The 26,232-nt window shown below is 64.7% G+C and carries 23 protein-coding genes and 7 tRNA genes; 25 read left to right on the top strand and 5 right to left on the bottom strand.

Going from position 1 to position 26,232, the window contains the following annotated elements; all coding sequences use genetic code 11:
- The first annotated feature begins 35 nt into the window (after positions 1–35).
- The 13 genes from ACLIKD_RS04615 to ACLIKD_RS04555 all read left to right on the top strand — a co-directional run bounded on the left by ACLIKD_RS04615 (position 36) and on the right by ACLIKD_RS04555 (position 13,628).
- Positions 36–863, top strand: a complete 828-nt coding sequence (locus ACLIKD_RS04615) for a methionine ABC transporter ATP-binding protein (protein ID WP_226419130.1) — start codon at positions 36–38, stop codon at positions 861–863.
- Complete coding sequence (locus ACLIKD_RS04610) at positions 856–1,533, top strand: methionine ABC transporter permease (protein ID WP_428827353.1); 678 nt, start codon at positions 856–858, stop codon at positions 1,531–1,533. Before ACLIKD_RS04615 ends, ACLIKD_RS04610 begins: the two co-directional genes overlap by 8 nt.
- Before the next feature lie 34 nt (positions 1,534–1,567).
- A complete protein-coding gene (locus tag ACLIKD_RS04605; protein WP_428827352.1) occupies positions 1,568–2,368 on the top strand; it encodes a MetQ/NlpA family ABC transporter substrate-binding protein in 801 nt (266 codons plus the stop codon).
- Between the two features lie 222 nt (positions 2,369–2,590).
- Positions 2,591–3,700 carry a methyl-accepting chemotaxis protein gene (locus ACLIKD_RS04600; protein WP_428827351.1) on the top strand — a complete coding sequence of 370 codons (1,110 nt, stop codon included), beginning with the start codon at positions 2,591–2,593 and terminating at the stop codon, positions 3,698–3,700.
- 56 nt (positions 3,701–3,756) lie between these two features.
- Positions 3,757–3,966: a DUF3079 domain-containing protein gene (locus ACLIKD_RS04595; RefSeq protein ID WP_428827350.1), complete on the top strand. Its 210-nt coding sequence runs from the start codon at positions 3,757–3,759 to the stop codon at positions 3,964–3,966.
- 178 nt (positions 3,967–4,144) lie between these two features.
- On the top strand, positions 4,145–5,221 hold the full coding sequence (locus ACLIKD_RS04590) for an efflux RND transporter periplasmic adaptor subunit (RefSeq protein WP_428827349.1): 1,077 nt from the start codon (positions 4,145–4,147) through the stop codon (positions 5,219–5,221).
- Positions 5,221–8,307 (top strand): efflux RND transporter permease subunit, encoded by a 3,087-nt coding sequence (locus ACLIKD_RS04585; RefSeq protein WP_428827348.1) that lies wholly within the window; start codon positions 5,221–5,223, stop codon positions 8,305–8,307. Before ACLIKD_RS04590 ends, ACLIKD_RS04585 begins: the two co-directional genes overlap by 1 nt.
- The gene (locus ACLIKD_RS04580; protein WP_226419122.1) at positions 8,300–8,602 is read left to right on the top strand and encodes a DUF3240 family protein; all 303 of its coding nucleotides are present in this window, start codon (positions 8,300–8,302) and stop codon (positions 8,600–8,602) included. Before ACLIKD_RS04585 ends, ACLIKD_RS04580 begins: the two co-directional genes overlap by 8 nt.
- Positions 8,599–9,876 (top strand): TolC family protein, encoded by a 1,278-nt coding sequence (locus tag ACLIKD_RS04575; protein ID WP_428827347.1) that lies wholly within the window; start codon positions 8,599–8,601, stop codon positions 9,874–9,876. The genes ACLIKD_RS04580 and ACLIKD_RS04575 overlap by 4 nt, the downstream gene beginning before the upstream one ends.
- Positions 9,877–9,879: 3 nt before the next feature.
- Positions 9,880–10,485, top strand: coding sequence for a cytochrome b/b6 domain-containing protein (locus tag ACLIKD_RS04570; protein ID WP_428827346.1), 606 nt, complete (start codon positions 9,880–9,882; stop codon positions 10,483–10,485).
- Between the two features lie 12 nt (positions 10,486–10,497).
- Positions 10,498–11,154 carry a response regulator gene (locus ACLIKD_RS04565; protein ID WP_226419119.1) on the top strand — a complete coding sequence of 219 codons (657 nt, stop codon included), beginning with the start codon at positions 10,498–10,500 and terminating at the stop codon, positions 11,152–11,154.
- A complete protein-coding gene (locus tag ACLIKD_RS04560; protein WP_428827345.1) occupies positions 11,151–12,485 on the top strand; it encodes an ATP-binding protein in 1,335 nt (444 codons plus the stop codon). Before ACLIKD_RS04565 ends, ACLIKD_RS04560 begins: the two co-directional genes overlap by 4 nt.
- A 177-nt stretch (positions 12,486–12,662) precedes the next feature.
- Complete coding sequence (locus tag ACLIKD_RS04555) at positions 12,663–13,628, top strand: hypothetical protein (RefSeq protein ID WP_226419117.1); 966 nt, start codon at positions 12,663–12,665, stop codon at positions 13,626–13,628.
- Positions 13,629–13,673: 45 nt separating this feature from the next.
- Here ACLIKD_RS04555 and ACLIKD_RS04550 read toward each other — a convergent pair whose 3' ends face one another.
- Positions 13,674–14,174, bottom strand: coding sequence for an ankyrin repeat domain-containing protein (locus ACLIKD_RS04550; RefSeq protein WP_428827344.1), 501 nt, complete (start codon positions 14,172–14,174; stop codon positions 13,674–13,676).
- Between the two features lie 180 nt (positions 14,175–14,354).
- Between ACLIKD_RS04550 and ACLIKD_RS04545 the strand changes: the two genes are divergently transcribed.
- Positions 14,355–15,620, top strand: coding sequence for a class I adenylate-forming enzyme family protein (locus ACLIKD_RS04545; RefSeq protein ID WP_428827343.1), 1,266 nt, complete (start codon positions 14,355–14,357; stop codon positions 15,618–15,620).
- Positions 15,617–16,951 (top strand): isochorismate synthase, encoded by a 1,335-nt coding sequence (locus ACLIKD_RS04540; protein ID WP_428827342.1) that lies wholly within the window; start codon positions 15,617–15,619, stop codon positions 16,949–16,951. Before ACLIKD_RS04545 ends, ACLIKD_RS04540 begins: the two co-directional genes overlap by 4 nt.
- 29 nt (positions 16,952–16,980) lie before the next feature.
- On the opposite strand, the gene ACLIKD_RS04535 is transcribed toward ACLIKD_RS04540, so the two are convergent.
- Positions 16,981–17,964: an MDR family oxidoreductase gene (locus ACLIKD_RS04535; protein WP_428827341.1), complete on the bottom strand. Its 984-nt coding sequence runs from the start codon at positions 17,962–17,964 to the stop codon at positions 16,981–16,983.
- A 199-nt stretch (positions 17,965–18,163) separates the two neighbouring features.
- Between ACLIKD_RS04535 and ppk1 the strand changes: the two genes are divergently transcribed.
- Positions 18,164–20,245: a polyphosphate kinase 1 gene (gene ppk1, locus ACLIKD_RS04530; protein ID WP_428827340.1), complete on the top strand. Its 2,082-nt coding sequence runs from the start codon at positions 18,164–18,166 to the stop codon at positions 20,243–20,245.
- A 10-nt stretch (positions 20,246–20,255) separates the two neighbouring features.
- Positions 20,256–20,483, top strand: coding sequence for a hypothetical protein (locus ACLIKD_RS04525; protein WP_428827339.1), 228 nt, complete (start codon positions 20,256–20,258; stop codon positions 20,481–20,483).
- Between the two features lie 36 nt (positions 20,484–20,519).
- Here ACLIKD_RS04525 and ACLIKD_RS04520 read toward each other — a convergent pair whose 3' ends face one another.
- Together ACLIKD_RS04520 and ACLIKD_RS04515 are read right to left on the bottom strand one after the other, a co-directional pair.
- Complete coding sequence (locus ACLIKD_RS04520) at positions 20,520–21,179, bottom strand: OmpA family protein (protein ID WP_226419110.1); 660 nt, start codon at positions 21,177–21,179, stop codon at positions 20,520–20,522.
- Positions 21,180–21,919: 740 nt separating this feature from the next.
- Positions 21,920–21,994, bottom strand: a tRNA-Val gene (locus ACLIKD_RS04515).
- A gap of 95 nt (positions 21,995–22,089) precedes the next feature.
- Here ACLIKD_RS04515 and gltX point away from each other — a divergent pair.
- The 7 genes from gltX (at position 22,090) to ACLIKD_RS04480 (ending at position 24,234) form a co-directional block, all read left to right on the top strand.
- Complete coding sequence (gene gltX, locus ACLIKD_RS04510) at positions 22,090–23,484, top strand: glutamate--tRNA ligase (RefSeq protein ID WP_428827338.1); 1,395 nt, start codon at positions 22,090–22,092, stop codon at positions 23,482–23,484.
- A gap of 64 nt (positions 23,485–23,548) precedes the next feature.
- Positions 23,549–23,624 (top strand) — tRNA-Ala (locus ACLIKD_RS04505).
- A 24-nt stretch (positions 23,625–23,648) separates the two neighbouring features.
- Positions 23,649–23,724: transfer RNA gene (locus ACLIKD_RS04500), tRNA-Glu, on the top strand.
- 30 nt (positions 23,725–23,754) lie between these two features.
- Positions 23,755–23,831, top strand: a tRNA-Asp gene (locus ACLIKD_RS04495).
- 101 nt (positions 23,832–23,932) lie between these two features.
- Positions 23,933–24,008 (top strand) — tRNA-Ala (locus ACLIKD_RS04490).
- 43 nt (positions 24,009–24,051) lie between these two features.
- A tRNA-Glu gene (locus ACLIKD_RS04485) sits at positions 24,052–24,127 on the top strand.
- A gap of 30 nt (positions 24,128–24,157) precedes the next feature.
- Positions 24,158–24,234: transfer RNA gene (locus ACLIKD_RS04480), tRNA-Asp, on the top strand.
- 63 nt (positions 24,235–24,297) lie between these two features.
- Here ACLIKD_RS04480 and ACLIKD_RS04475 read toward each other — a convergent pair.
- Positions 24,298–25,077 carry a ferredoxin--NADP reductase gene (locus tag ACLIKD_RS04475; RefSeq protein WP_226419108.1) on the bottom strand — a complete coding sequence of 260 codons (780 nt, stop codon included), beginning with the start codon at positions 25,075–25,077 and terminating at the stop codon, positions 24,298–24,300.
- A 101-nt stretch (positions 25,078–25,178) separates the two neighbouring features.
- Here ACLIKD_RS04475 and ACLIKD_RS04470 point away from each other — a divergent pair, with 101 nt between their 5' ends.
- Entirely contained in the window at positions 25,179–26,102 is a 924-nt protein-coding gene (locus tag ACLIKD_RS04470; protein ID WP_428827337.1) for a LysR family transcriptional regulator, read from the top strand.
- Positions 26,103–26,232: the final 130 nt, after the last annotated feature.

The raw sequence follows: 26,232 nt of genomic DNA, 5'->3' as shown, positions 1-26,232 counted from the left end.
GCGCCCCAAATTATCAGAACAGCGTTTTCCCCCTAATGACAACTCAAAAAACCGACACCCCGGCCATTGCGCTGCGCGGTGTCAGCAAAAGCTTCCGCACCCCGGATGGCCAGCAGGTCGGCGTCCAGCCGACCGACCTCGATGTCGCACCCGGCGAAATCCACGGCATCATCGGCTTTTCCGGCGCCGGCAAATCGACCTTGCTCCGTCTGGCCAACCTGCTCGAACGCCCGGACGGCGGCCAGGTCATCGTCCACGGCGAAGACCTGATGACGATGCGCCCGGCCGCACTGCGCGCCGCTCGCCAGCGCATCGGCATGATCTTCCAGCACTTCAACCTGCTGCATAACCGCACCGTCGCCGACAACGTCGCCTTCCCGCTGCGCATCGGCGGCGCCGCCGAAGCGCGGATCGCCGAACGGGTCAAGACCTGCCTCGAATTCGTCGGTCTGTCGGACAAAGCCGACGCCTACCCGGCCCAGCTCTCCGGTGGTCAGAAGCAGCGGGTCGCCATCGCCCGCGCCCTGGCCCCCGAACCGCATGTCTTGCTGGCCGACGAACCGACGTCGGCCCTCGACCCGCGCACCACGCAGTCGCTGCTCGAAGTGCTGGCCGACGTCAATCGCCGGCTCGGCGTCACCATCCTGCTGGTCAGCCACGAGATGGGCGTCATCCGCCGCCTCTGCCACCGCGTTTCGGTGATGGAAGGCGGCCGCATCGTCGAGCGCCTGACCATCGACAACGGCCGGATCCCGCCCGAATCGCAACTCGCCCAGTGGCTGCGCGACTTCGGCGAAGGCGAGGCCAGCCCGGACGAACCCGCAACCACCGGCAGCCATCTGGCAGAGGTGCCCAATGTTTGACACCATCCTCGACACCTTCATCGAACTGATGCCGGAAATCGGCAAGGCGGCCGGCGAAACCGGCCTGATGATGCTGATCTGCCTGACCGCCGCGATCACCATCGGCGGCGCCCTCGGCATCCTGGTCTTCCTGACCAGCAGCGGCCAGGTACTCGGCCGTTATCGCCGCTTCAACCTGGTAGCCAACGGCTTCATCAACGTTTTCCGCTCCTTCCCCTTCATCATCCTGCTGGTCGCCGTGTCGCCCTTCACCCGCCACATCGTCGGCACCTCGATCGGCCCGCTGGCCGCCAGCGTGCCGCTGTCGCTCGCCGCCATCTTCTATTTCGCCCGGATCATCGAGCAGACGCTGCGCGACGTGCCGCGCGGCGTCATCGAGGCGGCCGAGGCGATGGGCGCCTCGCCGCTGCAGATCGTCAACCAGGTGCTGCTGGTCGAGGCCCGTTCCGGCCTGATCCTCGCCGTCACCATCACCGCCGTCAGCTTCCTGTCCTACTCGGCGGTGGCCGGGGTGGTCGGCGGCGGCGGCATTGGCGACCTGGCGATCCGCTACGGCTACTACCGCTTCCAGACCGACGTGATGCTGATCACCATCGTGCTGCTCGTCGTCCTCGTCCAGGGCATCCAGTTCCTCGGCCAGTGGCTGGCCCGCCGCGTCGACAAACGCTAAACCTTTCCCCCCAAACCACGGAGTTCCCACAAAAATGAAACTGATCCGTTCCCTGTTCATCGCCAGCCTGGCCCTCGGCCTGATTGCCGGTGCCGCCGCCCAGGAAAAGAAGACGCTGACCATCGGCGCCACCGCCGGCCCCAATTTCGACCAGGTCAAGCTGGGCATCAAGCCGATCCTCGAAAAGAAGGGCTACACGGTCAAGCTGGTCGAGTTCAACGACTACGTCCAGCCCAACCTCGCGCTGGCCCAGGGCTCGCTCGACGCCAACGTGTTCCAGCACGTCATCTACCTGAAGAAATTCTCGGCCGACAAGGGTCTCAACCTGACCGACGTGGTCAAGGTGCCGGTCGCCCCGATGGGTCTCTACGCCAAGAAGCTGAAGAACCTCAACGAGCTGAAGGGCGGCGAACGCGTCACCCTGCCCAACGACCCGGCCAACCTGGCCCGCGCCCTGCACTTCCTGGAGCAGAACGGCCTGATCAAGGTCAAGGCCGGCATCGACGCGCTGAAGGCGACCGAGAAGGACGTCGCCGAGAATCCGCGCAAGCTGCAACTGACCCCGATCGAAGCCGCCCAGTTGCCGCGCACGCTGGATGACGCCGCCCTGGTCGTGGTGCCCGGCAACTTCGCCATCGCCTCCGGCCTCAAGCTGAACGAAGCCCTGGCCCTGGAAAAGACCCCGGACCACTACCTGAACGTCGTTGCCGTCAAGACCGAAGACCAGAACAAGGCCTGGACGCAGGATCTGGTCGCCGCCTTCAAGTCGCCCGAATACAAGGCCGTCCTCGACAAGCACTTCCAAGGCTATTCCCGCCCGGCCTACCTGCAGTAAGCGAGCGGCGCGAGATCAGCCGGCAGCGCACGACGACCGGCATGAAACAAAGGCCCGGAGAGCAATCTCCGGGCCTTTTTTTGGCCATCGGCGGAGCATGCGGCGTGGCGCGACAAGTCGCGGAAAGGCTGGCCGACGGCAAATTTGATCCGTGTCATGAGCGCACTGGAAATACCAGAGTAAATTACTCAACAATTAGACAGATCAGCGAAGGGCTGCACCATGTTCGGATTGAAGAGTAAAAAGATGCTGGCTGCGGCGCTCGCCGAAAATGCGGCCCTGAAGGCGCACGCGGCAGCGCAGCAGGAAGAACTGGCGGTCACCCGGCAACAGCTGGCCGAGTCGGCAGAACAGCAACAACAGTTGCGCCGGCACCAGGCATTGCTCGATGGCGTACTCGGCAACATTCCCCGCTTCGGCGACTCCCTCTCCGGCATTCGCCAATCCTTCTCGGGGCTGTCGGCCCAGTTGAACGAAGATTCAGCCACGGCCCAGACCGCGGCGACCGAATCCGATGCGAATCGCGCCGCCTTCGAGCAGATCGCCGGCAACCTGCACGCCATGGTCGAACGCATCAGCTCGGCCGGCCAGAGCGTCGAAGGTTTGTCGCAACGGGCCGGGGAAATCGGCGGCATCGTCCAGTTAATCAAGGAAATTGCCGAGCAGACCAACCTGCTGGCGCTCAATGCCGCCATCGAGGCAGCCCGGGCCGGCGAGGCGGGGCGTGGCTTTGCCGTCGTCGCCGACGAAGTCAGGAAACTGGCCGAACGCACCGCCAAGGCGACAACCGAAATCAGCGGACTGGTCAGCGGTATCCAGCAGGAAACCAACCAGGCCAAGGCGATCATGGATCTCGGCGCGGGTAGCGCCGCCAGCCAAGGCGCCGAGAGCGAAGCGGCGATGCACAGCATGCAGCGCCTGCTCGGCCTGTCGCAGCACATGCAGGACAGCATTGCCTCGTCCTCTCGGCTGGCCAATGCCGAACTCGCCAACATCGAGGAACTGACGCTCAAGCTCGAGGTGTACAAAGTGCTGCTTGGCCTTTCCAACCTCACACCGAACGAACTGCCAGACGAAACCCAATGCCGGCTGGGCCGCTGGTACTACGAAGGGGAAGGCCGGGCCGAATTCTCGCGCCTACCGGGCTACCGGGAAATGGAAGCGCCGCACAAGGCGGTGCACGACCATGCCAAAAAGGCGGTCCAGCGCTACCTCGTCGGTGACTTTGCCGGCGCCCTGGATGCGCTGAGCCGGATGGAAGATGCCAACCTGACGGTGATGGCCGGCATGGAACGCATTCTTGCCCACGGACCGGGACGGCCGACCAGCTGATCGGTTCGCCACCAACCACCGCGCTTTCGCCCTGAATTCTTCGAACCGGACAGAATATGGCCAAAAAATTTCCGCTCCACCCGAAACATCCCGAGCGTGTTTGCTGGGGTTGTGACAAGTATTGCCCCGCCGATTCGCTGCAATGCGGCAACGGTTCGGGGCGTACCCAACACCCCGCCGAGATGCTCGGCGACGACTGGTACAAGTGGGGAGACTGGGGTCTCGACACCGAGGCCGGATCGGAAGAACCCGATGGCGGGTCGTGATACTGCCCGGGGCACAGCCCCCTACTTTTTTGGCTGGATCGGCCCGCCAGCCGTAAAAACACCGCCCGGCTATTTGTCGCCGGCTGAATGCGGCGCCAGCAGCTGAGAACTTTCCCCTCTTAAGGAAGGATTAAGATCGCCAGCCTAGACTCGGTCGTAACCATCCGAAAGCCGAGCCATGCACTTTCTTACCCGACTGACCGTTACTGCCGCCCTCCTGGCCGGCAACCTCGCCTGCGCTGCCGAACCCATGCTGCTGCAGCCCGCCCAGATCAAGGCCCTGGGCATTGAAACAGCCGTCGTCGGCGAAGGCGGCCCGGGCAAGACCGGCACCCTGCCCGGCCGCGTGCTGGTTCCCAACGAACAGATGCGCGTCGTCGCCGCACCGGTCGGCGGCATGGTTGAAATGCTCGCCGTGGCACCCGGCTCGACGGTCAAGCGCGGCCAGGTCGTCGCCCATCTGGCCAGCCCGCAGGCCCTCGAACTGCAACGCGATGCGCTGCAGTCGGGCAGCCAGGCTGCCCTGCTGCAACAAAGTCTGAAGCGCGACGAACAACTGTTCGCCGAAGGCCTGATCGCCGAGTCCCGCCTCCAGGCAACCCGCGCCACCGCCGCCCAGGCGGCGGCGCAGTCCAGCCAGCAGCGCCAGAGCCTGGCGCTGGCCGGTGTCGCCCCGGGCAAACTGGGCGGGCCGCTGGCCTTGACCACACCGATCGACGGGGTGGTCCTCGAACAGGGCGTCCAACTCGGTCAACGCGTCGAGACCTCGGCGTTGATCTACCGAATCGCCAAGCTTTCGCCGCTCTGGCTGGAAATCCAGGCACCGCTCGCCCTGGCCGCCGGCCTGAAGGAAGGCGGCAGCATCAAGATCGCCAACAGCGAGGTCAGCGGCAAACTGATCGCCATCGGCCGTGCCGTCGACCCGGCCAGCCAGACCGTGCTGCTCCGCGCCGCGGTCAGCCAGGGCACCGCAACCCTCTATCCCGGCCAGGTCGTCGAAGTCGAAATCGCCGCGTCGCCCGGCCAGGGCCAGCGGCTGCCCGCCTCGGCACTGGCCCGCAATGCCGGCAAAACCCTGGTCTTCGTCCAAACGGCGGCCAGCGACAAGGGACTGAGCTTCACGGCGCGGCCGCTCCGGGTGATCAGCCAGGGTGGCGACTCGGTGCTGGTCGATGGCCTGCAGGCCGGCGAACGCGTCGCCGTCAAAGGCGTTTCCGGGCTGAAAGCCCTGCTCACCGGCGTGGGTAGCGAATAATGCTCGACGCCCTTATCCGTTTCTCGCTGACCCAGCGCCTGCTCATGCTGGTGCTCACCGTCATGTTGATCGGCGCCGGCGTGCAGGCTTTTCTCGGCCTGCCGATCGACGCTTTTCCCGATGTCTCGACGACCCAGGTCAAGATCATCCTGAAAGCCCCGGGGATGACGCCGGAAGAAGTCGAGACGCGCCTCGCCGTGCCGGTCGAGCAGGAACTGCTCGGCATTCCGCATCAGCGCCTGCTGCGCTCGACCTCCAAGTACGCGCTGACCGACATCACCATCGACTTCGAGGACGGCACCGACATCTACTGGGCCCGTCAGCAGGTCGGCGAACGCCTGGCGGCGGCGATGGGCAACCTGCCGCCCGGCGCCACCGGCGGCATGGCGCCGATCACCACGCCGCTCGGCGAAATGTTCATGTTCACCATCGAGGGCGATCTGCCGCTGGCCGAGAAACGCGCCCTGCTCGACTGGGTGATCCGGCCGCAACTGCGCACCGTGCCGGGCGTCGCCGACGTCAATAGCCTGGGCGGCGAAGTCCGTACCTTCGAAGTCGTGCCGCAGCCGCAAAGCCTTGCCGCCCGTGGCCTGGCACTCGCCGACCTGCAGGCGGTGCTGGAAAGCAACAACCGCAACGACGGCGCCGGCCGCCTGAACGACGGCGAGGAATCGCTGCTGGTCCGGGCCGAAGGGGCAATCCGCACGGTCGATGACCTCAAGAACATCGTTTTGCAGGCAAAAGACGGCAACGTGACGCGGGTCGGCGATGTCGCCGAGGTCCGTTTCGGCGCCCTGACCCGCTATGGCGCGGTGACCAAGAGTGGCCAGGGCGAAGCCGTCCAGGGCCTGGTCCTTGGCCTGCGCGGCGCCAATGCCCAGAGTGTGGTGGCCGGGGTCAAGGCGCGGCTGGCTGAAATCGCCCCGACCCTGCCGGCCGGTGTCAGCATCGAGCCTTTCTACGACCGCAGCAATCTGGTCGGGCGCGCCGTCGGCACCGTCTCGAAAGCCCTGCTCGAAGCCATCGTCCTCGTCGTGCTGCTGCTCCTCGCCTTCCTCGGCAACCTGCGCGCCGCGCTGGTCGTCGCCCTGATGCTGCCGCTGTCGGCGCTCGCCACCTTCATCATGATGCGGATGTACGGCCTGTCGGCCAATCTGATGAGCCTCGGCGGCCTGGCCATCGCCATCGGTATGCTGGTCGATGCCGCCGTGGTCGTCGTCGAGAATGTCGAAAGCCAGCTGGCCGATGCCCAGGAGAACCTGCCGACGCTGCACCTGATCTACCGCGCGGCGCGCGAAGTCGCCTCGCCGGTCACTTCCGGCATCGTCATCATCATCATCGTCTTCCTGCCGCTGCTCACCTTGCAGGGCCTCGAGGGCAAGATGTTCGGGCCGGTCGCCCTGACCATCGTCTTCGCGCTGGCTTCCTCGCTGTTGCTGTCGCTGACCGTGGTGCCGGTGCTCGCCTCCTACCTGATCAAGCGCGGCGTCCATCACGAGCCGTGGCTGGTGAAAAAACTGTCGGCGCTCTACGACCGCATCCTGACCACCGCCCTCGCCAACAGCCGGACCTTCGTCATCGGCGCCAGCATCGCGCTGGTCGCCGCCGCCGGCGCCTTCATGCTGCTCGGCAAGAGCTTCATGCCGACGATGGACGAAGGCGACATGATCATGCAGCTCGAAAAGCTGCCGTCGATCGGCCTCGACCAGACCATCGCCATCGACAGCCGGGTCCAGCAGGCGATCCTCGCCCAGGTGCCCGAGGTCAAGGCGATCGTCGCCCGGGCCGGGGCGGACGAACTCGGCCTCGACCCGATGGGCCTCAACCAGACCGATACCTTCATGGTGCTCCAGCCGCGCGATACCTGGCGCAACCCCGACCCGGCCTGGCTGGCCGACCAACTGCGCGCTGTGATGGCCGACTTCCCGGGCATCGGCTTCTCGTTCACCCAGCCAATTGACATGCGGGTTTCCGAAATGCTGACCGGCGTGCGCGGCGATCTGGCGATCAAGATCTACGGCCCGGAGCTCGCCACGCTGAATCGGCTGGCCGGCGAAGTGGTGGCGACTATCAAGAAAGTCCAGGGTGCCGAAGACACCTTCACGCTGAAGAACGACGGCGTGCAATACCTGAAGATTGCCGTCGACCGCCTGGCCGCCGGCCGCTTCGGACTGAACATCGACGACATCCAGAACGATCTGAAGTCGCTGCTCGAAGGCCGCAATGTCGGCATCGTCATCGACCAGGGGCGGCGCGTGCCGGTCGTGCTGCGCGGCCCAAGCAGCCTGCTCAACTCGCCGGCCGACTTCGCCGCCCTGCGCCTGACCTTGCCGAGCGGCGCCAGCGTGCCGCTGGCCAGCATTGCCAAAATCGAGCGCATCGACGGTCCGGTCAAGGTCGACCGCGAAAATGCCCAGCGTTACGTCGTCGTCCAGTCGAATGTCCGCGACCGCGATCTGGTCGGTTTCGTCGAAGATGCCAAGGCCGCGGTCGGCCGCGACGTCAAGCTGCCGCAGGGCTACCAGTTGGCCTGGGGCGGCCAGTTCGAGAACCAGCAACGGGCCGCGGCGCGGCTGATGGTCGTCGTCCCGGTGGCGCTGGCGCTGATCTTCTTCCTGCTCTTCTCAACCTTCCGCTCGGTCCGCCAGGCGCTGCTGGTCCTCTCCAACGTACCGTTCGCGATGATCGGCGGCGTCTTCGGCCTGTTGATTGCCGGCGAATACCTGTCGGTCCCGGCCTCGGTCGGCTTCATCGCGCTGCTCGGCATTGCCGTGCTCAACGGCGTCGTCATGGTGACCTATTTCAACCAGCTGCTGGCCCGTGGCCTGGCCGTCGGCGACGTCGTCGTCGAAGGCGCCAAGCGCCGCCTGCGGCCGGTGCTGATGACCGCCAGCATCGCTGCCTTCGGCCTGTTGCCGATGCTCTTCGCGACCGGCCCCGGCTCCGAAGTGCAGCGCCCGCTGGCCATCGTCGTCATCGGCGGCCTGGTCACCTCGACCGCCCTGACGCTGGTCCTCCTCCCCATCCTGTTCCGTCGCTTCGGTGTCAAAGACACCGTCGCCTTTAGCGAGGCCCGCCATGGCTGATGTCCTGCTCACCCTGATCATGCCCAACGATGTCGCCCAGCATGTCGAGGACCTGCTGCTCTCCCGCCCGGATCTCGTCCCGGGTTTCACCGCCAATTTGGCCGAAGGACACGGTTCCGTCGTGCCGCTGGTCGAACCGGCCGAACTGGTCAGCGGCCACGCGCCGCGCACCGTCATCCGCACCGTCGGCCCGGAAGCGGACAAGCGCGAGATGCTGGCGCTGATCAAGCAGGAACTGCCGCAAGCCAACATCTTCTTCTGGCTGGTGCCGGTCATCGACAAGGGGCGGCTATGAACAAGATCCTCGCCCTCCTCCTCGCCGGCCTGGCCGGCCTGGCCGGCTCGGCCGGCTCGGCCGGCGCCGCCGAACCGGCGCCCAACCTGCCACCGGCCGAAATCGTCGCCCGCGTCCTCGCCGCCCATCCGACGGTGCAGGCCGCCGGCAGCCAGATCCAGGTCGAGGAAGCCAACCGCCAGCGCCTGGAAGCCGGCCCCTACGAATGGAGCATCCGGCTCGGCGGCCAGCAGCGCAAGGCCTACCCGAGCACCGGCCCGAACGAGCGCTTCAACGAATGGAATGCCGCCATCGAGCGACCGCTGCGCTTGCCCGGCAAATCCTCGCTCGATGGCGAGCTGGGTGCGGCCGGCGTCGCCCTGGCCGAAACCGCGCGCGGCGATGCCCGCCATGAAACCAGCCGCAACCTGTTGAAGTCCTGGTTCGTCTGGCTCAAGGAAAATGCCTCGGCCACCCAGTGGAGCGAACAGGTCGCGTTGCTGGAAAAGCAAAGCAAGGCCGTGCAACGGCGCCAGCAACTCGGCGACGCCGCCCGCCTCGAAGCCATCCAGAGCGAGGCGGCGCTCGCCCAGGCCGCCGCCCAACAGGCCCAGGCCCAGGCTCGCCAACGCACGGCGGGCGAAGATCTGAGCCGGCGCTTTCCCGGTCTGCCGCTCGTTGCGCCGCGCAGCATCGCCGAGCCGGTGCCGATTGCCGGCGACGCCAACGAGTGGATCAACGCCATTCTCGAACACAACCATGAACTCGGCGTGGCGCGCGGCGAAGTGCAGCGCGCCCAGATTCTTGCCGGGCGCAGCGGCCGCGACCGGGTGCCCGACCCGACCTTCGGTCTGCATGTCGCGCGCGAACGCGGCGGCGAGGATCAGATCGTCGGCGCCTACATCAACATCCCGCTACCGGGCGGCGCCCGCCGCGCCACCGCCAATGCCGCGCTGGCCCAGGCCGATGTCGCCGGCCGCCAGGAAGCGGCCACCTTGCAACGCATCACCGCCGAGGCGGCGGCGCTCTATCACACGGCCAGCGCCGCGCATGCAAGCTGGCAATCCAGCCGCAGCGCGGCCGAACGGCTCGGCCAGGCCGCCGACCTGACGGCCCGCGCCTACCAGCTCGGCGAAGGCAGCCTGAACGACCTGCTGGCCGCTCGTCGCCTGGCCAACGAAGCGCAGCTGGCGACCCGCCTGCTCCAGCTCGAAGCGCTGGAACTGCGCTACCGCCTGCTGCTCGATACACACCAATTGTGGGATCTCGACGAGGACACGCCGGCCGGCGAATAAGCCATGCACAAGATACTGGTCTGGGACTGGCCGGTCCGCCTCGGTCACTGGCTGATGGTCGGCGGCTTCATCGTCGCCTGGCTGACCGGCGACAGCGAATATTTCCGCCGCCTCCATGTCGGCGCTGGCGCGACGGTACTGGCGGTCGCCATCTTTCGCCTGCCCTGGGGCTTCATCGGCACCCGTTATGCCCGCTTTGCCGATTTCGTGCGCGGCCCGACCGCCGTCCGGGACTATCTGGCCAACCTGCTCAAACTCGAACCGGCCCACCAAGTCGGCCACAATCCGGCCGGCGGCTGGGCCATCGTCCTGCTGCTCGGCCTCGCCATCCTGACCGGCCTGACCGGCTGGGCAACGGTCAACGAGCTCGGCGGCCACTGGCTGGAAGAAGTGCACGAAGGCCTGGCGACGGCGATGCTGACCGTCGTCTTCATACACCTCGCCGGCGTCCTCTCGGGCAGCCTGCTGCACGAGGAAAACCTGGTGCGCGCGATGCTGACCGGCCGCAAAAAGGGGAATGCCGACGAGGCCATTCCCTCGGCCCGGCCGCTCGCCGCCGTTGTGCTGCTGGCCTGGGTGGTCGCCGCCGGCTGGCTGATCGCCAGCTGATAGAATCCGGCCATGCGCATCCTGCTTGTTGAAGACGATCCCCAGCTCGGCGACGGCCTGACCATCGGCCTGCGCCAGGCCGGTTTCGCGGTCGACTGGGTGCAAGATGGCATGGCCGCCGACCACGCCTTGCAGAGCGAGATTTTCGATCTCGTCGTCCTCGACCTCGGCCTGCCCAAGCTCTCCGGCATGGAAGTGCTGAGCCGGGCCCGCGGACGCGGCCAGACCATGCCCATCCTCATCCTGACCGCCCGCGACGCCACCGGCGACAAGGTTTCCGGGCTCGATGCCGGGGCCGACGATTACCTCGTCAAGCCGATCGACCTCGACGAACTGACCGCCCGCCTCCGCGCCCTGACCCGGCGCAGCGCCGGGCGCGCCGACCCGCTGCTGACGCACGGTTCTATCGTCGTCGACCCCGCCGCCCACAGCGTCACGCTGGCCGGCCAGGCGGTCGAACTGTCGAGCCGCGAATTCTCGCTGCTCCAGATGCTGCTCGAAAGCGCCGGCCGGGTGCTGACCCGCAGCCAGCTCGAACAATCGATCTATGGCTGGCGCGACGAGCCGGACAGCAATGCTCTCGAAGTCCATATCCACCACCTGCGCAAGAAACTGGGCAGCGATCTGATCCGCACGCTGCGCGGCGTCGGCTACACCATCGCCAAGTGACCACCGCCTGGTTCTCGCTGCGCCGCCGCCTGCTCGGCCTCCTGCTCGGCGGCGTCGCCGCCGCCTGGCTGGTGACCATGGTCTTCAGCTACCTCGATGCGCACCATGAAGTCGACGAACTGTTCGACGCCCAGCTCGCCCAGGCCGCGCAAACCCTGCTCGCCCTGGCCAGTCATGACGGCGGCGACGGCATCGAGGATCTCGGCGACATTACCCACAAATATCAGCGCCGCCTGCGTTTCCAGATCTGGCAAGCCGACGGCAAATTGCTGATGCGCTCGAAAAATGCACCGACCACCCCGCTCACCGAAGCCTACGGCTTCTCCGAGACGCGCGGTCCGGAAGGTCACTGGCGGCATTTCAGCCAGTGGAACGAGGCGCATGGCCTGCAGGTTCAGGTCAGCGAAAACCACCACATCCGCGACGACCTGATTGGCCACATCGCCTGGCGCCTGCTCTTCCCGGCCCTTTTCGGGCTGCCGTTGATCGGCTTCTGGGTCTGGCTGGCGACCCGCCAGGGACTGGCCTCGCTCGACGGTATCGCCCGCCAGATCGCCAGCCGCGCCCCGCAGCAGTTGCAGCCGCTCTGCCCGGCCTCGGCACCGGAAGAAATCCGGACCATGCTCGAAGCGCTGAACGGCCTGTTTCAACGGGTCGAAACGGCGCTCGAAGGCGAGCGCCGGTTTACCGCCGACGCCGCCCACGAACTGCGCACCCCGCTCGCCGCCCTGCAGACCCAGTTGCAGGTCGCCCTGCGCGCCCGCGACGGCGACGAACGCGACCGTTCGCTGCAGCAGCTGCAAAGCGGCCTGAGCCGCGCCTCCCATCTGGTCGACCAGATGCTGCAACTGGCCCGCCTCGACCCGGAATCCGGCCTGCCCGATCCGCAAACGGTCGATCTCGGCCGGCTGGCCGAAGCGGTCTGCGCCGACCTCGGTCCGCTGATCCTCGGCAAGAATATCGACTTCGACCTCGACGCCGCGGACGACTGCATAGTCATCGGCCAGAACGAATGGCTGCGCGTGCTGATCCGCAACCTCGTCGACAACGCCATCCGCTATACCCCGGATGGTGGCGCGGTACGCGTCAGCCTGACCCGAGCCGATGGACATTGCCGGCTATCGGTGCAGGACAGCGGTCCGGGCATCCCGGTCAACGACCGGGCCGCCGTGCTGCGCCGTTTTCATCGCCTCGACCAGGGCGGCCAGCCGGGCAGCGGACTGGGGCTGGCAATTGTCGCGCGCATCGCCGAATTGCATGGCGCCCGGCTCGAACTGGGCGAAACGGCAGTCACCGGCGGCCTGACGGTGACGGTGCACTGGCCGGCTTGAGCGGCCCCGGCATGCCCCGAACTGGAGCATGGCGCACCAAAAGGATTCACTGCGGTCCTACCCGACGCGGCAAGCCCGAACATAAACCGTTGATAATCAAGATCTAGCAAAACAGTCGACGCGCAGCACGAGTTTTGCTTCAGAATATCGGCCTGCTTATTACCAAAGTCGTAATCGATGACCATCGTGCACCTCCTTGACCGCGCCCCGATCTCCGATGAAACCCCGCCCGAGGGAACTCGCCGGCTCATCAACGGCGAGGAACGTGTGTTCTACGATGGCTACTGGATCAAGAGCTACCCGGTTCCGGCCGATTCACTCGATGCCAAGAAGCGCCTGATCGAAGCGCTGACCCGCCGCCTGTTCAACCATACCGAACACGGCCTGAACATTCCGGGCACCCGGCTGGCCGAAGCGCGCCAGGCCTATACCGAAGAAACCGATCCCGGTCGGCGGCGCGTCAAGGGAGCGATGCTGGCCGGTACGCTGTTCAACCGGGCAACCGACATTTTCCGGAAACTGGTCGAACTGCAGGGCGACGGTATCGAAATCCGCAGTGACGATGCGCTGATGCGCGAATGTGGCAATTGCCTGCTCGAAGCCATGGAACTCGGCCGCTTCGTGCTGCACCGCAGCGGCGACGAGGGGATCGACGAGCTGTGGGGCGAACCGTTCCGCGCTTTTTCGATTCCGGTCGAAGATTTCTACGAAAGCCGCTACATCAAGATCGGCCAGAGCATGCGCGACATCGACAAAATCGCCAATGCGATGGTCGCCAACTTCACGCAGATTGCGCCCTTTGCCACCATCGAGTCGCCGATTCGCGACTTCGCCAACGCCGCCAAGGTGAAGACCGAAACCCTGCGCACCGACCCGGACATTTTCGAGGTCTGGTCCCGCTTGGTCACGGCAGCCGAACGCCTGGCCAACTATGCGCCGCAGCCGGCCCTGGTCGATCAGGCTTGCGCCGCCCACAATATTTCGGATGGCCTGCAATTGATTCGCAACGGCCGCGATCTGGTTTTTTACATCACGCGCGCCAGAACCCCGATGCCGAAAAGCACCCGCGAATACATCGAGCGCTGCGAGGTCTACCTGAAAACAGGCCTGGTGCCGATGATCCCGGCGCCGCTCCCGGCCTGAAGCCGTTCCTGGCGGAGCGCCCCGGCTACGGGCCGGCCAGCCGCCTCAGCGACTTTCCCGGACGGCCCGCAAGACGTCGGCCTCAAGCACCTGCGTATCAGTACCGAAGCAGCTCTGCGCTTCGATTTCCTCGATGACCGGCGCCTCGTCGACGCCGCTCTCGGCAGCTCCGACCAGATAACCGTCGCGCTGCGCCTTCCATTGCGCCAGCGTCAATTCCTGTTCGGTCAGGCCGCCGCTCATGCCGGCCGGCACTTCGGCCCCCAATTCAACCAGCGTCCGGAAAACCTCGGTCCGCCCGCCACGCAGCGCCATGCTCAAGGGCGATGTCGGCAGCCGGTTGTCGCCCAGATTGACCTTGCCACCGTGTTTGACCAGTTCGCGCACAATATCGCCAAAGCCCATGAAACAGGCGATCCCCATCGGCAAGCCCGGATCGCCCTGGCCATCGGCCAGTTCGGCCGGTGCACCGGCCGCCAGCGCCGCCTGCACGTCGGCCAGGCGACCGGAACGAATCGCCTTGAGCAGTAATAATTCCGAGCTCACGCTAGCCACCCCCATCGATAGAATGCTGTTGGTTGATGTCTGCATGGTACCGGCTCGCGTCGCTCGTGTCAGTCGCGGTGCGCTCAAGTCAGTTAAAGTCTTGCCGATAGGGCTAATCCGCCGCAATTATTGATCTGCCTCGCCTTGCGCCGGCCGGCGGCTTTGTATAATCGATCGCTTATGGCAATCCATAATTCACTCGCGCAACACCTGCACCGGGCGGCAGGCCAATCCCCTGACGCCCCCGCCCTGCTGGCCGCCGAACGATCCTGGTCGTTCGGCGAACTGCTGACCGAGATGCAGCATCGGGCCGCACCGCACGGCGGCGCGCAAGACGCCGCGGTCGAACGCGGCGACAGCCTGCACCTGGCCCACCAGGCCTATGCCTGCAGCCAGGCAAAGCGGCCATTCTGGCCGGTCGATCGAGTCCCGCTGGCGACCGACGCCAAGCTGCCCGGCGTCGCCCTGATCATCTCGACCAGCGGCAGCGAAGGCCAGCCGCGCGCCGTGCTGCTCGGCAATGCCCAGCTCGACGCCGCCGCCGCGGCCTCCAACCAACATCTGCCGCTCGGCCCCGGCGACCGCTGGCTGAACTGCCTGCCGCTCTATCACATCGGCGGCCAGTCGATTCTCTGGCGCTGCGCCCGGGCGGCGGCGACGGTCCTGCTGCACGATGGCTTCGCCGCCCAGGCGGTGGCCGACGACCTGGCCCGCCAGCCGGTAACCCACATCTCGCTGGTCCCGGCCATGCTCGCCCGCCTGCTCGAACTCGGCGTAAAGCCGCCGCCCAGTCTGCGCGTCACGCTGATCGGCGGCGCCGCGCTGTCGCTGCCGCTCTATCAGGCGGCCAGCGCCGCCGGCTGGCCGCTGTTTCCCAGCTACGGCATGAGCGAAACGGCGGCCCAACTGGCCACCCATGCGCCGACCGACGGCCCGTGGCGCGAAGGCCTGGTCGGCCGGCCGATGCCGGGCCACGAAATCCGCATCGGCGACGATGGCCGCATCCGGCTGCGCGGCCCGCAGGTGATGCTCGGCTACCTCAACGGCGGCGGAGCCGATGCCGACGGCTGGCTGACCACCGGCGACCTCGGCGAACTCGCGGCCGACGGCCGGCTGACCGTCACCGGGCGGGCCGACGACATGCTGGTCAGCGGTGGCCGCAATGTTCATCCGCTGGAAGTCGAATCCTGTCTCGCCGCCTGCCCGGGCGTCCGCGATGTCGCCGTCACCGGCCGCCCCGACCCGATCTGGGGCGACCTGGTAGTCGCCCTGATCGTCGGACCGGCCGAACCGGCGGCCCTGCTCGCCCATGCCCGCCAGCACCTGCCGGCCGCCGCCGTGCCGCGCCAGCTGGTGTTTCTCGAACGCCTGCCGCGCAATCCGACCGGCAAGCTGGAGCGCGCCGCCCTGCGCCGCCTGGCGGCCGAAACCAGGAGCGCGACGTGATCGACCGACTGCGCCGGCAACTGGCCACGCCGGAACTGCTCAACCGCCTGCACCAGCTGGCCGGCGGCGCCCCCGCTGCGGCCCCGCTCAGCCTGCATCTCGATCTCGGCAAGCTCGACACCGACTGGCAGGACCAATTGCCGGGCGGCTTACCCTTCTGGTATCGCGCGCTGCCCGCCCGGAACGAATTCCGGCTCGGCATCGGCCACGCCTTTCAGCTGGCCAGCGCCGGGGCCAACCGCTTTGCCGCCCTCGACAGCGCCTTTGCCGGGCTTTGCCAGCACTGGCGACATGAACGGCGACCGCTGGCCTTTGCCGGCTTCGCCTTCGATGCCACCAGCAATGGCCCGCTACCCAACGCCCTGCTCGCTGTTCCGGCCATCCTGCTGGAGTGCATCGACGGGGCCTGCTCGGCCACCCTGAGCGTTCCGGCCGGGCGCATCGGGCAAGCGGTAGCCGACTGGCAGCTGTGCTTGAGTTCTCCGGCCCGGCCCTATGCCGCCGAACTGCTGGAAAGACGCCCGGAAACGCTCGCCGAGCGCGCCTGGGTGGCCCGGGTAAACATCGCCTTGCGCGACATCGCAGGCGGCCGCATCGACAAGCTGGTCCTTGCCCGCAGCCGAAAAATCAAGGCCAGCCGGTCCTTTTCGCCCGCCCACATTCTCGGCTGCCTGGTCGGCCAACAACCGGACAGCCTGATCTATGCGCACGGCAACGGCCAGCAGACCTTCCTCGGAGCGACGCCGGAACGGCTGGTTCGCCTGGCCGACCGGCGAGTCGATGCCGATGCGCTGGCCGGCACCGCCTGGCCTGGCTCGATGGCGCTCGCCGAACAGAAAAACCGGCGCGAACAGGCATTCGTCGTGCACGCGGTTTGCACGGCCCTCGCCCCGCTTTGCCTCGCCCCGCCCGAAGTCGGCGCGGCGCGCGAGCACCCGGCCGGCGAGTTGCGGCATTTGCGCAGCCGGATCTCGGCCACGGTAAAAACGGGAACCACCCTCTTCGACCTTGTCCGCACCCTGCACCCGACACCGGCCGTCGGCGGTTTTCCCGCCGCCCCGGCCCTCGACTGGCTGAGCGACCACCAAGAGCAACGCCAGGGCTGGTACAGCGGCGGCTTCGGGCAATTGAGCGCTGATGGCAACGGCGAGTTTTCGGTCGCCCTGCGCAGCGTCCTGCTCGATGGCAACACCGCCGAACTGCAGGCCGGCGCCGGCATCGTCGCCGGTTCCGACGCCTGGCTCGAACTGGCCGAGACCGAGGCCAAACTCGGCACCATGCTGGCCGCGCTCAGCCCGGCCGAACCGAACGGCATCCGCCAGTCCCGTTAGCCGGGACTGGCGGATGCGTCACCCGGGCCTTAACGATTCACATCGACCACGACGCGACCGCGCACCTTGCCCTCGAGCAGTTCGGCCCCGACGGCTAGCACCTCGTTCAGCCCGATTTCGCGGCTGATCTCATCGAGCTTGGCGATATCGAGGTCTTGCGCCAGACGTTGCCAGGCTTCCAGACGCACGGCCAGCGGCGCCATCACGCTATCGATCCCGTACAGCGTCACGCCGCGCAGGATGAAGGGCGCGACACTCGACGGGAAATCCATGCCCTGAGCCAGACCGCAGGCGGCCACGGCGCCGCGGTACTTGGTCGTGGCGCAGGCATTGGCCAGCGTATGGCTGCCGACGGCATCGACGACCCCGGCCCAGCGTTCCTTGCCGAGCGGCTTGCCCGGCGCCGACAGTTCGTTGCGATCGATGATGGCGGCGGCGCCGAGCGCCTTCAGATGCGCCTCTTCGGCCGCCCGGCCGGTCGATGCGACAACCTGATAGCCGAGCTTGGCGAGCAGCGCGATGGCGACACTGCCGACCCCGCCATTGGCGCCGGTGACCAGTATTTCGCCGTCAGCCGGCTTGATGCCGTGGCGTTCCAGCGCCAGAACACAAAGCATCGCGGTATAGCCGGCGGTGCCAATGGCCATCGCCTGACGGGTGCTGAAGGCCTTGGGCAGCGGCACCAGCCAGTCGCCGCGGACGCGCGCCACCTGGGCCAGCCCGCCCCAGTGCGTTTCACCGACGCCCCAGCCGTTCAGGATGACCTGGTCGCCGACCTGCCATTTCGGATGGCTGCTGGCGCTCACTGTACCGGCAAAGTCGATCCCCGGGACCATCGGAAAGCGGCGGACGACCGGCGATTTGCCGGTGATCGCCAGACCGTCCTTGTAATTGAGCGTCGACCACTCGACCCGGACCGTGACGTCGCCTTCCGGCAACTGCGCTTCGTCGATTTCCTGGAGGGCGGCGCGATAGCCAGCGTCATCCTTGTTGATCAGTATTCCCTTGAACATATGTCTCTCCATCGGTGGCTCTGAATCGGTGACTATAAATCAGCACGGCGGAAAATGGCCTTTCCGGGCGGTTTGCCAAATCAATCCGGGGAAGGCATCGATGGCCTCGGCAAGCCGCCAACCGTCATCGAACTGAAACATTAATGCAACAAAATGATGGGCTTGAGGCATATACTTTATAAATAACATGGAGCGCGCGATGACCCATCCCCACCCAAAACCCCGCTTCCCGACCGAGAATTATCTCAACCGCGAACTTGGGCTGCTCGCTTTCAATCGTCGGGTTCTTGCCCAAGCCGAAGACGAGCGCGTCCCGCTGCTCGAACGCTTGCGCTTTCTGTGCATCGTCTCGAGCAATCTCGACGAATTCTTCGAAATCCGCATGGCCGGTCTGAAGGAACAGGTCCGCGCCAAGGCGCCGATCGTCACCACTGACGGCAAGACCCCTCAGGAAGCCTACCGGATGGTCTCGGCCGAGGCGCATGCCATCGTCACCGAGCAGTACCAGCACCTGAACGACGTCATCCTGCCGGCCCTGGCCGACCAGGGCATCCGTTTCCTGCGCCGGTCGACCTGGAACGAGGCGCAGCGCGAGTGGATCCGCAATTACTTCATCCGCGAAATGGTGCCGGTACTGACGCCGATCGGACTCGACCCGTCGCACCCGTTCCCGAAGGTGCTCAACAAGAGCCTCAATTTCGCCATCGAACTGGAAGGCAAGGATGCCTTTGGCCGCAGTTCCAACTCGGCCATCGTCCAGGCGCCGCGCGTCCTGCCGCGCGTCATCCAGCTGCCGGAAGAACTGGCCGGCTGCGAATACGGTTTCGTCTTCCTGTCATCGATCCTGCACGAGTTCGTCGGTGAGCTATTCACCGGCATGACGGTGCTCGGCTGCTACCAGTTCCGCGCCACGCGCAACTCCGACCTGTTCGTCGACGAGGAAGAAGTCACCAATCTGCGGACCAAGCTGCAGGGCGAACTGCCGCACCGCCATTTCGGCGACGCCGTCCGCCTTGAAGTCGCCGACAACTGCTCGCCGGCGATGACCGAATTCCTGCTGGCCCAGTTCGCACTCAAGAACGGCGACCTTTACCGCGTCCAGGGGCCGGTCAACCTCGTCCGCCTGATGCAGGTGCCGGATTGGGTGGACCGCCCGGACATGAAATTTCCTTCGTTCGCTCCCGGCCTGCCCAAGGCGGTCGGCAAGGGCGCCAACATTTTCGACAGCGTCCGGCGCAACGACATCCTGCTGCACCACCCGTACCAGTCCTTTGCGCCGGTCATCGAACTGCTGAATCAGGCAGCCCTCGACCCGCAGGTCGTCGCCATCAAGATGACCGTTTACCGCACCGGTACCGATTCGGTATTGATGCAGTCGCTGATCCGCGCTGCCCAGAACGGCAAGGAAGTCACCGTCGTCGTCGAGCTGATGGCGCGCTTCGACGAGGAAGCCAACATCAGTTGGGCAACCAAGCTGGAAGAAGTCGGCGCCCATGTCGTCTATGGCGTGGTCGGCTACAAGACGCACGCCAAGGCGCTGCTCATCGTCCGCCGCGAGGACAGCGGCCTGAAACGCTACGCCCACCTCGGCACCGGCAACTACCACCCGCGCACCGCCCGGCTTTACTCCGACTTCGGGCTGATGACCGCCAACGAGGAAATCACCCACGACGTCAGCGAGGTTTTCAAGCAACTGACCGGACTGGGCAAGGCGCGCACGCTGAAGCATTTGTGGCAGGCGCCGTTTACACTGCAGCCGAATGTCGTCGCTGCCATCCGCGGCGAAACCGAAGCGGCCCGCGCCGGCAAGAAGGCGCTGATCGTCGCCAAGATGAACTCGCTGCTCGAACCGGAAGTGATCAACGCGCTCTATGAAGCGTCGCAGGCCGGCGTCAAGGTCGATCTTATCGTCCGTGGCGTCTGCGCGCTGCGCCCGGGCGTGCCGGGGCTATCGGAAAACATCCGCGTCCGTTCGATCATCGGACGCTTTCTCGAACATCACCGGATCTCCTACTTCTACGCCGGAGGCAAGGAAAACGTCTATCTGTCGAGCGCCGACTGGATGGAGCGCAACTTCTTCAAACGCATCGAACTGGCCTTCCCGGTCCTCGATCCCAAGCTGAAAAAACGAGTCATCACCGAAGGCTTGAAGTTCTACCTGGCCGACAACCAGCAGGGCTGGGACATGAACAGCCAGGGCACCTACCAGCGCCGCCGTTCGGTCCGGGCCAAGCCGCACCATGCCCAGGGCGAACTGATGCTGACGCTGGGTGGCGGCTGAAAGTCGATCATTGACCAGCGCAAGAAACACCTCTGGCGCACCCGATGCGACATCCGGGGCGCCGCTTGCAGCCGATCAGCCGGCCCGCTGCAACAACTGTGCGCACTATTTCATCACCCACGAAGTGCATTTCCGCTACGGTTGCCGGGCCTTGGGCTTCAAGAGCCAGCAGCAACCGATCCGCGTCGTCATGGCAGCATCGGCACAACAGTGCCTCTATTTCCAGGCTAAAAAATAGCCCGGTAACAAAAGGGCGGGATGACCCGCCCGCTTCCTAGCGCGCCGGCTCGGCCACGAAAATCTCGACCCGGCGGTTAGCCGCCCGCCCGGCCGGCGTGCCGTTGTCCGCCACGGGATCGTGCGCACCACGCCCATCGATCGCCATACGATTCATCGCCACGCCACGACCCGCCAGGTAATCGCGGGTAGCGCTGGCGCGATTGATCGAAAGCGGATTATTCACCGCGTCGCTCCCCGTATTGTCGGTATGCCCGATGATTTTCACCGTGGTCACCGGGTTCTGGTTCAAGGTCGTCGCAAAGCGATCGAGGATCGGCCGCAGGTTGGACTTGATATCGTAGCGCCCGGAGTCGAAGGAAATGTCGCTCGGAATGTCGAGCTTGAGCTGGTTGTCGGCAGTCTGGCTAACCCCCACGCCGGTTCCAGCCGTTGCCTGTTCCATTGCCGCCTTCTGCTCCTGCATGTGGCGCGACCAAAGATATCCGCCGCCAGCCCCCAGCGCCCCGCCGATTACAGCACCGGTCGCCACACCCTTGCCACCGTGCCCGGTCACCCCGCCCAGCAAGGCACCAGCGGCGGCGCCGATCGCCGCACCGGTCGCCGTAGTCCGCTGCGATTCATCCATGCTGGCGCAACCGACCAGTCCGCTTGAGCTTACTGCGATGACGATTAAAGAAACAATGATCTTTTTCATGGCTTTGACTCCCATCCACTCTGCAATTTTTCAACCTATCCGCTGGGTACGAAACCGGCAGTTCCGGCTTCGAAGCGCTGGCCAGAGGGAGTTCATCCAACCGCCTGGCAAGCTCTTTTGAGTATAGACAGGCGACTGGCGACGGCAATGTACCCTGGCACTCATAGGCTTCACATCGGGGGTACCGACAGGTCTTTTTAAATGAGATTTTTCACTGTCAAGACTTGACTTATGCACAAAGTGAAAAAAATGACATCGCCGCAGCCGAACGAAAAACGGGACTTCGAAACATGTCAAGGAAAATAATAAAGTCACATATATTCATATAGATAGAACTATGCATAGAGTTTTTGCACAGTAAGGCAAAGCCTTTAGCGACGGGAGTTTAAGCCCACTTTTTACAGCTTATCCCCATAGTTATCCACAGGTTTTGTGGGTAATCCGAATTTCTCCTTTGCTGTTATGAACTTAGCTGATGTTCTTAAGCCATGGGGTCAGCCAACAGCGGTCCCAGGTGAGCTCCTGACCGATCACGTGCAGAGGGGACCGGCAGAATATATGCAAGCGACATTCTCTTCGATGCGCGGCAGCCGGCGTTCCCCCAGCCACCTGAATTAACGGCCGGTACGTAATCACAGAGGAAGTGATCCGCCTAACACCAACGCCCGGCGATCAGTAAGGCAAAAGGGGGGCACAAAAGAAAAAAGCCTGAATATTCAGGCTTTTGACTATCTCGATCGTGGTGGGCGGTACTGGGATCGAACCAGTGACCCCTGCCGTGTGAAGGCAGTGCTCTACCGCTGAGCTAACCGCCCACTTGAGAGGCGCGCATTTAACCATAAGTCTCGCAGAGGGTCAAACCAGTCGGCTAAAATAGCCGCCTTTGCACCCGTATGGATTCCGCCCCCCAATGAAGCCAGTCCGCACCCGTTTTGCCCCCAGCCCCACCGGTTACCTCCACATCGGCGGCGCGCGCACCGCTCTCTTCTCCTGGGCGTTTGCCCGTCGTCATGGTGGCACCTTCATTCTGCGCATCGAAGACACCGATGTCGCCCGCTCGACCCCGGAAGCCGTGCAGGCGATTCTGGACGGCATGCAGTGGCTCGAACTGGGCCACGATGAAGGGCCGTTCTACCAGATGCAGCGCATGGATCGCTACAAGGAAGTAATCCAGCAGATGCTGGCCAGCGGCGCGGCTTACCAGTGCTACACGACGCGCGAGGAACTCGATGCCCTGCGCGCCGAGCAGGAAGCGCGCAAGGAAAAGCCGCGTTACGATGGGCGCTGGCGTCCGGAAGCCGGCAAGGTCTTGCCGACGCCGCCGGCCGATGTGCCGCCGGTCATCCGTTTCAAGAACCCGAAGGACGGCGTCGTGGCCTGGGACGACCAGGTCAAGGGCCGCATCGAGATTGCCAACTGCGAACTCGACGACCTTATCATCGCCCGGGCCGACGGTACGCCGACCTACAATTTCTGCGTCTGCGTCGACGACTGGGACATGGGCATCACCCACGTCATTCGCGGTGACGACCACGTCAACAACACGCCGCGCCAGATCAACATCCTGCAGGCTCTCGGCGCCGAAGTGCCGCAATACGCCCACCTGTCGATGATCCTCGGCGACGATGGCGCCAAGCTGTCGAAGCGCCATGGCGCGGTATCCGTGATGCAGTACGACGACGAGGGCTTCCTGCCGGAAGCCGTCATCAACTACCTGGCGCGTCTCGGCTGGTCGCATGGCGATGACGAAGTATTCACCCGCCAGCAATTCATCGAGTGGTTCGATCTCGACCACATTACCGCTTCGGCGGCCCAGTTCAATACCGAAAAGCTGCTCTGGCTGAACCAGCATTACATGAAGCTGATGCCGCCGGCCGAGTTGTCCGCCAAGATCAAGGCTCGCCTCGCCGCGCGCGGCGTCGATACCGATGCCGGCCCCGACCTGGAAAAAGCGGTGACGCTGTATGTCGATCGCAGCAACACGCTGAACGTTCTGGCCGATGCCGTCGAAGTGTTCTACGCCCACGTCACGCCGAATCCGGAACTGCTTGCCCAGCACCTGCCGGATGAAGCCCGCCCGGCACTGGCCGATTTTGCCGCAGGCATTGCCACTGTTGCTTGGGAGGCACCGGCGATCAATGCGCTGATCAAGGAAACGGTGACCAAACATGGCTTGAAAATGCCGAAGCTGGCGATGCCGCTGCGCGTCATCCTGACCGGCCAGGCACAGACCCCTTCCGTCGATGCCGTAATCGCGCTGATCGGCCGCGACAAGGTCATCGCCGCATTGAGACAAAATATCTAAAAAACGGAGAAGGCCTATTTACAAGGGTCGGTGAGATCCCTATAATGCGGCCTTCTTTCGCGGCGGGGGTATAGCTCAGCTGGGAGAGCGCTTGCATGGCATGCAAGAGGTCCGCGGTTCGATCCCGCGTACCTCCACCAAAGTGCGAAAGAAGTTGGTCCAGGGTCCCCATCGTCTAGAGGCCTAGGACACCGCCCTTTCACGGCGGTAACCGGGGTTCGAATCCCCGTGGGGACGCCAAGAATTTGGCAGTAAAGGTTTTGCAGTACTGGAGTGGTAGTTCAGTTGGTTAGAATACCGGCCTGTCACGCCGGGGGTCGCGGGTTCGAGTCCCGTCCACTCCGCCAATATTTTGAAGCCGGATTATCCCGGCTTTTTTATGCAGGTTGCCAACCTCGGTTGGCAGTCTGGACCGAAAGGTCGAAGTTGGTTCGGCTATCTCTCGAATGGGGGTATAGCTCAGCTGGGAGAGCGCTTGCATGGCATGCAAGAGGTCCGCGGTTCGATCCCGCGTACCTCCACCAGATACCGAACCGGCAGTGTTGTAATGTTACAGGTAACGTCCGGGTCCCCATCGTCTAGAGGCCTAGGACACCGCCCTTTCACGGCGGTAACCGGGGTTCGAATCCCCGTGGGGACGCCAAGAATTTGGCAGTAAAGGTTTTGCAGTACTGGAGTGGTAGTTCAGTTGGTTAGAATACCGGCCTGTCACGCCGGGGGTCGCGGGTTCGAGTCCCGTCCACTCCGCCAACCATTAAAAAAGCCGTTGAAATCGATGATTTCAACGGCTTTTTTCTTTGCTGCCCGGGCTGCCTATTTCTCGACGAAAGCCCGCTCGATGACGTAATCGCCGAGTTCCCCGGTGTGGTGGTGGCCGACCTTGAATCCCCGCGCATCGAGCATGGCCGCGGTGTCGGCCAGCATGGCCGGGCTCCCGCAGATCATCGCCCGGTCGGTGACCGGATCGAGCGATGGCAAGCCGATATCGGCGAAGAGCTTGCCGGATTCGATCAGGTCGGTCAGCCGGCCTTCGTTGCGGAATGGCTCGCGAGTCACCGTCGGGTAGTACACCAGCTTTTCACGCGCCCAATCGCCAAAGAACTCGTGCTGCCTGATTTCGTGCTCGATATAGTCGTGATAGGCCAGTTCATTGGTCCAGCGAACGCCGTGAATCAGGATGATTTTCTCGAACTTTTCGTACACCTCGGGATCGTGAATCAGGCTCATGAAGGGCGCCAGACCGGTACCGGTGGCGAACATGAACAGGCGCTTGCCCGGTTTCAGGTCATGCAGAACCAGCGTTCCGGTCGGCTTCTTGCTGACGATGATCGGGTCACCCGGTTGCAGGTGCTGCAGGCGCGAGGTCAGCGGTCCGTTCGGTACCTTGATGCTGAAAAACTCCAGATGCTCTTCATGATTGGCGCTGGCGATGCTGTAAGCGCGGGTCAGCGGCCGGCCATTCACTTCCAGTCCGATCATCACGAACTGACCGTTGATGAAGCGCAGACCGGGATCGCGCGTCGTGCGGAAAGAAAACAGCGTGTCGTTCCAGTGATGGACGGAGATGATTTTCTCGGTAGCAAGGTTGCTCATGGCGGATGTTCTCGGCGGTATTTTGTATGTCTTGAATAATAGGCTTCGCACCTTATATATATAAGCGGATAATTTCGCTAACAATTACCCACCAGATCGATATGCGAATCACCCTGCGCCAGATTGAAGTTTTTGCCGCCATCGCCCGGAGCGAAAACGTCTCGCGCGCCGCCCGACAGCTGTCGATGTCGCAGTCGGCGGCAAGCAGCGCGCTGGTCGAACTGGAGCGCCAGTTCGACTGCCCGCTGTTCGACCGTATCGGCAAGTCGCTGCGCCTCAACAGCACCGGACGCGGCCTGCTCCCCCAGGCGCAGGACATGCTGGCTCGCGCGACGGACATCGAAGCCTATCTGGCCGGCGGCGTCCTCGGGCCGCTGGCAGTCGGCGCCACCTTGACCATCGGCAACTACCTGGCCACTCTGGTTGTCGCCGAATACCTGCGCCGCCATCCGGCATCAAAGGTCAGCCTGCATGTCGCCAACACCCACAGCATCGTCGAACAACTCATCCGCTTTGAACTCGATATCGGCCTGATCGAAGGCGAAGCCGACGATCCCAACCTGTTGCTCGAGCCTTGGCTGGACGACACGCTGGTTGCCTTTTGCGCCCCGCAGCATCCGCTGGCCTCGGCCGGCGAGGTCAGCCGGCAACTGCTGAGCGAACAGAAGTGGATCGTCCGCGAGCATGGCTCGGGAACCCGCGCCCTGTTCGACCGCGTCATTGCCAAAGCCTTGCCGGATATCCACATCCAGCTCGAACTGGAACATACGGAAGCGATCAAGCGGGCCGTCGAGTCCGGGCTGGGCATCGGCTGCCTGTCCCGCCTGTCGCTGCGCGAGGCTTTTCGGCGCGGCAGCCTGGTCGAAATCGCGACCCCGCAGTTCGACCTGCGCCGCCATTTTTATTTTGCCCGTCACCGGCAGCGCCCGATCAGTCCGGCGGCCCGGACCCTCCTCGAGCTGTGCCGGGAAACCAGCGGCGCCGCCCAGGGAACCGACACCTTGCAACTGCCGTTTATCAGCTGATTCCCGCACCGGGGCGCCGACAATCCAGTTTTTGCCGACCGGACGAAGCGACCCCCAGATGTAACAAGGCCTTCAGACAGGCCAAAGCCCTGGCGGGGGTCGGGTATAATCGCTGGTTTAGTCGACCCCG

This window comes from Azonexus sp. IMCC34842, assembly GCF_050368855.1.
Lineage (GTDB): Bacteria > Pseudomonadota > Gammaproteobacteria > Burkholderiales > Rhodocyclaceae > Azonexus > Azonexus denitrificans_A.
The sequence above is the reverse complement of the archived record's forward strand: the minus strand, read 5'-3'. Positions and strand labels throughout refer to the sequence as shown.